Annotated in this window: 4 protein-coding genes; 3 read left to right on the top strand and 1 reads right to left on the bottom strand. The window is 65.3% G+C overall.

Annotated elements, in window-relative coordinates; all coding sequences use genetic code 11:
* The first annotated feature begins 86 nt into the window (after window positions 1-86).
* Genes MJ785_RS16225 through MJ785_RS16215 form a run of 3 tightly spaced genes read left to right on the top strand, consistent with a single transcriptional unit; the run spans window position 87 to window position 3375 of the window.
* The gene (locus tag MJ785_RS16225) at window positions 87-1679 is read left to right on the top strand and encodes a tryptophan halogenase family protein (RefSeq protein WP_239310434.1); all 1593 of its coding nucleotides are present in this window, start codon (window positions 87-89) and stop codon (window positions 1677-1679) included.
* Window positions 1676-2197: a flavin reductase family protein gene (locus tag MJ785_RS16220; RefSeq protein ID WP_239310433.1), complete on the top strand. Its 522-nt coding sequence runs from the start codon at window positions 1676-1678 to the stop codon at window positions 2195-2197. Before MJ785_RS16225 ends, MJ785_RS16220 begins: the two co-directional genes overlap by 4 nt.
* A 47-nt stretch (window positions 2198-2244) precedes the next feature.
* Window positions 2245-3375, top strand: a complete 1131-nt coding sequence (locus MJ785_RS16215) for an aminotransferase class I/II-fold pyridoxal phosphate-dependent enzyme (RefSeq protein ID WP_239381591.1) — start codon at window positions 2245-2247, stop codon at window positions 3373-3375.
* Between the two features lie 10 nt (window positions 3376-3385).
* Here the strand turns inward: MJ785_RS16215 and MJ785_RS16210 are convergent.
* The coding region (locus tag MJ785_RS16210) for a WD40 repeat domain-containing protein (RefSeq protein WP_239381589.1) at window positions 3386-4136 on the bottom strand (751 nt) is incomplete at its 5' end.

The raw sequence follows: 4136 nt of genomic DNA, 5'->3' as shown, positions 1-4136 counted from the left end.
CTGCCGGTGTGGGCACGTAGGCCACCGGCGCATGCGCTCGGATCCCGTCCGAACCAATCACATCCCCATCTGATCAGGGAGACACCATGGACAGCCGCATCAAGACGGTTGTGATCCTCGGCGGGGGTACCGCTGGCTGGATGACCGCAGCCTACCTCGGCAAAGCGCTTCAGAACACGGTGAAGATCGTGGTGCTGGAGGCCCCGAGCATTCCACGGATCGGTGTCGGAGAAGCCACCATCCCCAACCTCCAGCGCGCTTTCTTCGACTACCTCGGTATCGCCGAGGAAGAGTGGATGCGCGAGTGTAACGCCAGCTACAAGATGGCCGTGAAGTTCATCAACTGGCGCACCCCCGGGGAGGGCAGCCCGCAGCCGCGGTGCGGCTATGGCCACGTGGACGCCTTCCACCACCCGTTCGGCCTGCTGGCGTCCGCCGACCAGATCCCGCTCTCCCACTACTGGGCGGCCAAGAGGCTGCGGGGCGAGACCAACGAGCCCTATGACTACGCCTGCTTCACCGACACCGCGATCATGGACGCCAAGAAGGCCCCGCGCTGGCTCGACATGCGTCGGGCGACCACCTACGCCTGGCACTTCGACGCCCAGCTTGTCGCCAGGTTCCTGCGCAACTTCGCAGTGACCAAGCAGGCGGTCGAGCATGTCGAGGACGAGATGACCGAGGTGCTGACGGACGAGCGGGGCTTCATCACCGCGCTGCGCACCGCGTCGGGGCAGCTCCTTGAGGGTGATCTGTTCGTCGACTGCTCCGGATTCCGCGGACTTTTGATCAATCAGGCGATGGGCGAGCCGTTCATCGACATGAGTGACCACCTGCTCTGCGACAGCGCGGTGGCCACAGCCGTGCCGCACGACGACGAGGCGAACGGCATCGAGCCCTACACCTCCTCGATCGCCATGCCGGCTGGATGGACGTGGAAGATCCCCATGCTGGGCAGGTTCGGCAGCGGCTACGTTTATTCCAGTAGCTTCGCCAGCCGCGACGAGGCCACCGTGGACTTCGCGCGGCTGTGGGGGCTCGACCCTGACCAGACCACGTTCAACCACATCCGCTTCAGGGTCGGCCGCAACCGCAGGGCCTGGGTGCGCAACTGCGTCAGCGTCGGCCTGTCCTCCTGCTTCGTCGAGCCGCTGGAGTCCAGCGGCATCTACTTCATCTATGCGGCCATACACATGCTGGCCAAGCACTTCCCCGACCGGAACTTCGACAGGGTGCTCATCGACCGGTTCAATCGCGAGATCGAGGAGATGTTCGACGACACGCGGGACTTCCTCCAGGCACATTACTTCTTCTCGCCGCGCGTGGACACGCCGTTCTGGGCGGCGAACAAGAAACTGCGGCTTGCCGACGGCATCAAGGAGAAGGTCGAGACCTACCGGGCCGGGCTGCCGGTGAACCTGCCGATCACCGATGAAGGAAACTATTATGGCAACTTCGAAGCCGAGTTCCGCAATTTCTGGACCAACGGCAGTTATTATTGCATATTTACGGGACTCGGTATGCTGCCCCGCTCCCCGCTACCCGCCCTCGCCTACAAGCCCGAGTCGCTCGCCCGGGCCGAGCTGCTGTTCGCCGACATCAAGCGGAAGCAGACAGACATGGTGGCTTCACTGCCGTCCACCTACGATCTGCTGCGCCAGCTGCACGGTGTCTCATGACCAGCGGGACACGCCAGCAGCGCTACCGCGACCTGATGAGCGCCTTTCCCACCGGTATCGCGGTGGTCGCCAGCCTCGACACCGAAAAACAGCCACGGGGCATGACGTGCTCGTCGATCACTAGCGCCACCTTGGATCCACCGACGCTGCTGGTCTGCCTGCGGATCGGCAGCGCCACGCTGCAGGCGGTAACGTCCCACGGCAGCTTTACCATCAACCTTCTGCACGAGGGTGGGCAACATGCCGCGGAGGTGTTCTCGGGCCCCGACCCCGACCGCTTCGCACGGGTGACCTGGAAACAGTCGTGGTCTGGTTTGCCCTGGCTGGTCGAGGACGCATTCGCCATGGCGGAATGTCAGGTCAGCGGCATCCTACGGGTCGGCGATCACGCTGTGGTGCTCGGGGTGGTAAACATGATCTATCAAACCACGGGTACTCCCCTGCTCTACGGCCTGCGCAGTTTCGCCGCATGGCCGCAACCGGTGACGAGTGATTGTCTCTCGCTCTGTGCCGAGTGACGCAATACACGCTTTCACGAAGTAACGAGCTACCGAGAAGGAGGCTCATGGCAACGAGTCCTGTCCATCGCCCGGCTGCCCGGATTTGTGAGCTCGACAGGTTCTCCGCCTACCGCTCCACGGACGCACCGGTGGATGACGACGAGGAGATCCTGGATCTGTCGAACAACGAACTCATGCTGCCTCCGCTGCCGGCGGTGGCGGAAGCGCTGTGGCAGAGCAACAAAAAGATCAATCTATATCCGGACCCCACCGCACGCTTGCTGCGGCACGGCCTCGCCCGATACTTCGGTGCTGATGCAGAGGAGATCACGGTCGGACCGGGCAGCGCCGGGGTGCTGCAGCAGCTTCTCCTTGTCCTGTGCGGCCGTCACGACGAGGTGCTCTACGCCTGGCCTGGCTTCGACGCCTATCCCCTGCTGATCGCAGTGGCGGGTGCCAGGGGCGTACCGGTTCCGCTGACCTCCACCGGCGAGCACGATCTGCCGGAACTGCTGGCAAGCGTGAATTCACGTACCCGTGCGGTCATCCTGTGTTCCCCCCACAATCCCACGGGCTGCCGCATAACCCGGCGCACTCTTCGTTGGTTCCTCGACAGCCTTCCGCCCCATGTGGTAGCTATCCTTGACCAGGCATACATGGAGTTCAGCGAGGAAGACGATCCGCGCGACCTCGACATCGTCCGCGAGTGCCCGAGAGTCGTCCTGCTGCGGACGTTCTCCAAGGCCCACGGGCTCGCGGGGCTGCGTGCCGGCTACGCCTTCGCCGCATCGGACATCGCGCGCCTTGCCCGTAAGACGGTCATCCCGTTCTCTGTCACCCGCATCGCCGAGAACGCGGCGGTGGTCTCGTTGGAGCAGAAGAAAGAGCTGGCCACCAGGATTGACCTGGTGCGACGGCTGCGTACGGATCTCCACACGGGCCTGGGCGCCTGTGGCCTCGCACCCACACCTTCGTACGGAAACTTCGTCTGGATTCCACTGGGTACGTCGTCGGAGCGTTTCGCCGCGTCGGTGTTGAAAGCGGGAGTGAAGATCAGATCTTATCCCGAACACGGCGTGCGGATCTCAGTGGGTACCGAAAACGCCCATCGGCGTGTGCTCGATGCCGCCAGGGAATATGCTGATTCCGAGATTTCGCCTAAATCCGCGGTTTCCGCCGGGGGCGTGGCACGATGAGATTTCGATCTCACGAGCCTGCCGGCCATTGGGGACAGGTGCGCTGGTAAGGCTCGCCGGGGAGGTAGCTACGCCACTCCACCTGAGTGAGGTTGCGCCCCGCGATACGGCAGGCGGTGGCCACCCAGCCCTCGATGCCGACGTCCCAGATCTGAACGGTTCCTCCGGAGGTGCCGGCCAGCGCGATGGTGCCGTCCGGGCTGCGCGAGAGTGAGTACGCGTCATGCGGCAGTGGCAGGGGCTCGCCTATCGGCGCGAGGGTGGTGGTGTCCCACAGCTGTGCAATGCCGCGCCCGTTGACGGTACTCGTCGTCATCACGACCCGGCCGCCACGGAGGAACTCGACCCCACCGAGACTCGGCGTCGGCAGCCTGCGCCGCACGGCCCCGGTTTCGACAGCGCGGAACTCGACGACGCCGGCCGGTACCGTCCCGTAGCCGACCGCCAGTGTCGTGCCGTCCGGTGAGAACACCACCGCCGGAGGGCCGACCGCGTCCAGCTCGAGCCGCTGCGACCACACCGTCCGGCCGGTGGCGGCGTCGAACAGGCTGATGGTGCGGCCTGGGACGTCCTCGGCGGCGAGCCAGCGCCCGTCGTGGCTGAAGACGAGGCGCAGCGCGTCCGGCGCGCCCGGCGCGCCTGGGCTTGGTGTGGCCGCCGTGGCCGACTGCCCCACCAGGCGGGGCCGCTGCGGGTCACCGATATCCCAGAGCAGGACCGAACCGCCGGCGGCCACGGCGACCCGGCGCCCGGCCGGGCTC

This window comes from Protofrankia sp. CiT1 (assembly GCF_917627335.1).
Lineage (GTDB): Bacteria > Actinomycetota > Actinomycetes > Frankiales > Frankiaceae > Protofrankia.
Note: the sequence above shows the minus strand (reverse complement) of the source record. Positions and strands in the feature narration are given on the sequence as shown.

Bases quoted from the DNA above. Each gene is read 5' to 3' on its own strand.
- MJ785_RS16220 (WP_239310433.1), top strand. From the start codon at position 1,676: ATGACCAGCGGGACACGCCAGCAGCGCTACCGCGACCTGATGAGCGCC.
- MJ785_RS16215 (WP_239381591.1), top strand. From the start codon at position 2,245: ATGGCAACGAGTCCTGTCCATCGCCCGGCTGCCCGGATTTGTGAGCTC.
- MJ785_RS16225 (WP_239310434.1), top strand. From the start codon at position 87: ATGGACAGCCGCATCAAGACGGTTGTGATCCTCGGCGGGGGTACCGCT.